The organism is Longimicrobium sp. (assembly GCF_036554565.1).
In the GTDB taxonomy this organism is placed as follows: Bacteria; Gemmatimonadota; Gemmatimonadetes; order Longimicrobiales; family Longimicrobiaceae; genus Longimicrobium.
The window spans coordinates 1-5,248 of record NZ_DATBNB010000666.1; the positions used below are offsets into that span (position 1 = coordinate 1).

Annotated in this window: 1 protein-coding gene; it reads right to left on the bottom strand. The window is 73.7% G+C overall.

Going from position 1 to position 5,248, the window contains the following annotated elements; all coding sequences use genetic code 11:
* Positions 1–5,248 (bottom strand): amino acid adenylation domain-containing protein (locus tag VIB55_RS18465; protein ID WP_331878144.1); only part of this gene is annotated, 5,248 nt, incomplete at both ends.

The window sequence follows — 5,248 nt, forward strand, 5'->3', positions numbered from 1 at the left end:
CGGACAGCAGCCTTCGAAGCTCCGCCTCCGCGTCGGCCGCCCCGCCCAGATCGTGTTCGAGCAGGGTGAATCCGCTCGCCTCCACCGGCGCGATCCGCTGCTCGGGAACGCCGTCCACCTCCGCGAACGTGGTGCGCAGCGCCTCGTGGCGGGCGACGATCCGGTCCAGCGCGCCCGCCAGCGCGTCCCGGTTCAGCTCGCCCTTCAACCGCAGGCGAGAGGGGATGTGGTACGTGCTGCCCATATCCCCCAGCCGCTCCAGGAACCACAGCCGCTGCTGGGCGAACGAGAGCGGGATGGTTCCGGTGCGGTCCACCCGCTCGATCGCGGCCCCGTCGGCGCGCGCGGCCGTCTGCAGCCCCCGCGCGTAATCTGCCAGCACGGGACGCTCGAAAAGGTCGCCCGGGGCCGCCTCGACCCCCAGCGCCTGGCGGACGCGCGTCGCCGCGCGCACGGCCAGCAGCGAGTGGCCGCCCATCTCGAAGAAGTGGTCCCGGCGCCCCACGCGCTCCGCGCCCAGCAGCTCCGCCCAGATCGCCGCCACCCCCTGCTCCGCCTGGCCCACCGGCTCCTCGTACCCGCGCACCGCGAAGGCGTCGCCCTCGGGCGCGGGGAGCGCCTTGCGATCGACCTTTCCGTTCGTGGTGACGGGGAACGCCGGCAGGTGCACGTACGCGGCGGGAACCATGTACTCGGGGAGCCGCTCGGAAACGTGGGTCCGCAGCGCCTGCGCGTCCGGCGCGTCGCCGACGACGTAGGCCACCAGCCGCGTCTCGCCCGGCGCGTCCTGCCGCGCCACGACGACCGCGTCGCGCACGTCGGCGTGGCTGCGCAGCCCCGCCTCGATCTCGCCCAGCTCGATGCGGAAGCCGCGGACCTTCACCTGCACGTCCAGGCGGCCGAGGTACTCCAGTGCGAAAGTGCGAGAGTGCGAGAGTGCGAGAGTAGAATCAGCCGCGCGTGAATCGACATCCCCGCCCCACTTTCGCACTTCCGCACTTTCGCACTCTCGCACTTCCACCCACCGCACCCGGTCTCCCGTGCGGTACAGCCGCGCGCCGGCCTCGTCGCCGAACGGGTCGGGGACGAAGCGTTCCGCGGTGGTCCCGGGGCGGTTCAGGTAGCCGCGCGCCACCCCGGCGCCGCCCACGTACAGCTCGCCCGCCACGCCGGCGGGAACAGGGTGCAGCCCGGGATCGAGCACGTACGCCGCAACGTTCGGCAGCGGGGCGCCGATGGCCGCCGCGGGGCCCTCCGCCGCGATCTCGCGGGCCGTCACGTCCACGGTGCACTCCGTTGGCCCGTAGACGTTGTAGAAGCGGGTGGGAACGCGCGACATCCGCTCGCGCAGCTCGTCATCCACCGCCTCGCCGCCCACCAGCACCAGGCGCGGAAAGCCGCCGTCGCCTCCAAGCCCCGCCGCCAGCGCGGGCCGCAGGAGCGAGGGCGTCGCGTCTACCACGTCCACCCGCTCGGCGCGCAGCCACGCCGCCAGCGCCGCGGGGTCGCGGCGAACCGCGTCGGGAACCAGGCACAGCGCGTGTCCCGCCAGCAGCTGCACCACCTGCTTGACCGATCCGTCGAAGACGAGCGGCGCGTTGAGGCCCACGCGCAGCGGGGTGGGATGGTCGGCATAGACCCGGGCCTGGAGCGCGGAGAACAGGTTCACCACCGAGCCGTGCCGGACCATCACCCCCTTGGGCCGGCCGGTGGATCCCGACGTGTAGATGACGTACGCCAGGTGCTCCGGCGTAAGCCCGGCGCGCGCGGGGTTCTCTACCGAAAGCTCCGCCCAGGCGCCGGCGTCCGCGTCGAGCGCCACGGCGGGCACGCCCAGCGAGCCGACGCGTTCCCGCAGCGATGCCTGCGTCAGCAGCACCACGGGCGCGCTGTCGGCCAGCATTTCGCGCAGCCGCGCCGCCGGGTACGACGGGTCCAGCGGGACGTACGCGCCGCCGGCCTTGAGCGCGGCCAGCAGCCCCACGATCGCATCGATGCCGCGCTCCAGGCACAGCCCCACGCGCCCGTCCGGTCCCACGCCCAGCGCGCGGAGGTGATGCGCCAGCCGGTTGGCCCGCGCGTTCAGCGCCGCGAACGAGAGCGACTCGTCCCCGAACACCACCGCGTCGGCGTCCGGCGTGCGCGCCGCCTGCGCCTCGAACAGGTCGGGGAGGCACGCGCCGCGGGGAAACTCGCTCGCGGTCCGGTTCCACCCGTGGACCACGCGGTCGTGCTCGGCTGCCGCCAGCAGCGCCACCCGGTCCATCCGGCCGCCTTCGTCCGCCGCCATCGCCTGCAGCACGCGGCGGAAGTAGCCCGCGCAGCGCTCCACCGTTTCGCGCTCGAACAGCGACCGGGCATAGACGAGCTCGCCGGCGATGCGCCCGCCGCGCTCCCCCAGCGAGAGCAGCAGGTCGAACTTGGTCGTTTCCGTCCCGGCCACGCCCGCGTCGCCGACGGTCAGCCCCGGCAGCGCCAGCGCACTGTCCCCCTCGTCGCGCCAGGCGAACATCACCTGAAAGAGGGGGCTGTATGCCAGGCTGCGCACCGGGCGCAGGCGCTCCACCACCTGCTCGAACGGGATGTCCTGGTTCCGCTGCGCCTCCAGCGCCCGCGCCTTCACGCGATCAAGCAGCTCCCCCACGCGCGGCCCATCCGCCAGGTCGATGCGGACGGGAAGCGTGTTCACGAAGAAGCCGATCAGCTCCTCCACCTCGGCGCGGCCGCGATTGGCGGACGGCGTGCCGATCACCACCTCGTCCTGGCCCGAGAGCCGGGCGAGCACGGCGGCCCATCCGGCGAGCAGCGTCATGAACAGCGTGGTGCCGTGCCGCCGCGAGAGGGCCTTGAGCGCCGCGGCCATCGCCTCGTCGAGCTCCACGTTCACCGACGCGCCGGCGAAATCCTGCCTCGCCGGGCGCCGGTGGTCGGTGGGCAGCTCCAGCAGTTCCGGCGCGCCGGCCAGCGTCCGGCTCCAGTACTCCGCCTGCGCCTCCAGCACCGGCCCTTCTACCGAGCGGCGGTGCCAGGCCGCGTAGTCGGCGTACTGCACCTGCAGCGGCGGGAGCGGATCGGGCTCGCCGCGGGCGAAGGCGGCGTACAGGGCGCCCAGCTCGCGGTGCAGCACGCCGACGGACCATTCGTCGGAGACGATGTGGTGCATCGTCAGCAGCAGCACGTGGTCGTCCGCCCCCATGCGCACCAGCCGCCCCCGGATCAGCGGCCCGTGCTCCAGGTCGAAGGGCGCGCTCGCCTCGTTCCGCACCAGGCGGCGCAGCTCGCTTTCCGCGTCCGCCGAGGCGCGGAGATCGTGCTCCACCAGACGGAACGCGCTCTCCTCCACCGGCGCGATGCGCTGCACCGGCTCGCCATCAACGGTCGGGAAGGTGGTGCGCAGCACCTCATGGCGGGCGACGATGCGGTCCAGCGACCGCCCCAGCGCGCCAGGGTCCAGCTCGCCCCGCAGGCGCAGGCTCATGGGGATGTGGTACGCCGCCCCCATCCCTCCCAGCTGTTCCAGGAACCACAGCCGCTGCTGCGCGAACGAGAGCGGGATTTTTCCGCTGCGATCCACGGGCTGGATCGCGGCCGCTTCCGAACGCGCGGCCGTCTGCAGCCCGCGTACGAAATCCGCCAGCACCGGCCGCTCGAACAGGTCGCCCGGCAGCGCCTCAACGCCCAGGGCCTGCCGCACGCGCGAAACGACGCGCGCCGCGAGCAGCGAGTGTCCGCCCAACTCGAAGAAGTGGTCGCCCCGGCCGACGCGCTCCGCGCCCAGCAGCTCTGCCCAGACCGCCGCGGCCACCCGCTCCGCGTCGCCCAGCGGCTCCTCGTAGGCGCGCACCACGAACGCGTCGCCCTCCGGCGCGGGGAGCGCCTTCCGATCAACCTTGCCGTTCGGGGTCAGCGGCAGGGTGGCGAGCCGAACGTACGCCGCCGGCACCATGTAATCGGGGAGGCGTTCCGCGAGATGCGCCCGCAGCACCTCTGCTCCGGGTGCCCCGTCGCCCGACACGTACGCCACCAGCCGCTTCTCGCCCGGCGCGTCCTCGCGCACGAGCACCACCGCCTCCCGTACGCCGGCGTGCTCCGCGAGCCGCGCCTCGATCTCCCCCGGCTCGATGCGGAAACCGCGGATCTTGATCTGCGCGTCCACCCGCCCCAGGAACTCGAGAACGGCAGTCCGTGAGTGCGTTAGTGCGTGAGTGCGGGCGTTGAGCACGGGATCCACTCCCGCACTCACGCACTCACGCACTTCCGCACTCTCCCGCCACCGCACCCGGTCCCCCGTCCGATACAGCCGCGCCCCGGCCTCCCGCCCGAACGGATCGGGGACGAACTTCTCCGCCGTCAGCCCGGGCCGGCCCAGATAGCCGCGGGCCACCCCCACGCCGCCCACGTACAGCTCGCCGGATACGCCGACCGGCGCCGGCTGGCCGGCCGCGTCCAGCACGTACACCCGCACGTTCTCCAGCGGGCGGCCAATCGACGGGGCACGCCCGTCCGGCTCGCACTCGGCGGTGGTCGCGCAGACGGTGACCTCCGTCGGCCCGTAGGCGTTCACGAAGGCCGGCCCGGCGCTCCACCGCCGCACCGTCGCGGCATCCACCGCTTCGCCCGCGCTCACCACGGTGCGCAGCTTCGGCAGGTCGTCGGGCGAAAGGATGGCCAGCACCGAGGGCGTCAGGGTGCACACCGTCACCCGCCGGCTCCGCAGCGTCTCCAGCAGCTCCGGACCGGGGAGGAGCGCCTCGCCCGGCGCCGTCACCAGCGTGGCCCCGGACAGCAGCGTGTCGAACACCTCCGCGACCGCGGCGTCGAAGGAGAACGAGGCGATCTGCAGGACGCGGCTGGTGCCGTCGATGCCGAAGCGGCGGGCCTGGGCGTACGCCAGGTTGGGCACGCCGCGGTGCGGCACCATCACCCCCTTGGGCGTTCCCGTGGAGCCGGAGGTGTAGATGACGTACGCCAGGTTCTCGGGGAGCACGCCGGGGGCCGGCGCCTGCGCGCTCTCGGCCTCGATGCGCTCGCGGTGCGCGTCGAGGCAGACGACCTCGGCGGCGTGCGGCGGGAGCCCCTCCGGCAGCGGCAGGCGGGTGAGCAGGAGCGCGGCGCCCGAGTCGGCGAGCATGAAGGCCAGCCGCTCGGCCGGATACGACGGATCGAGCGGGACGTAGACGCCGCCGGCCTTGAGCACGGCCAGGAGCGAGACCACCATCTCCACGCCGCGCTCCATCAGCACGCCCAC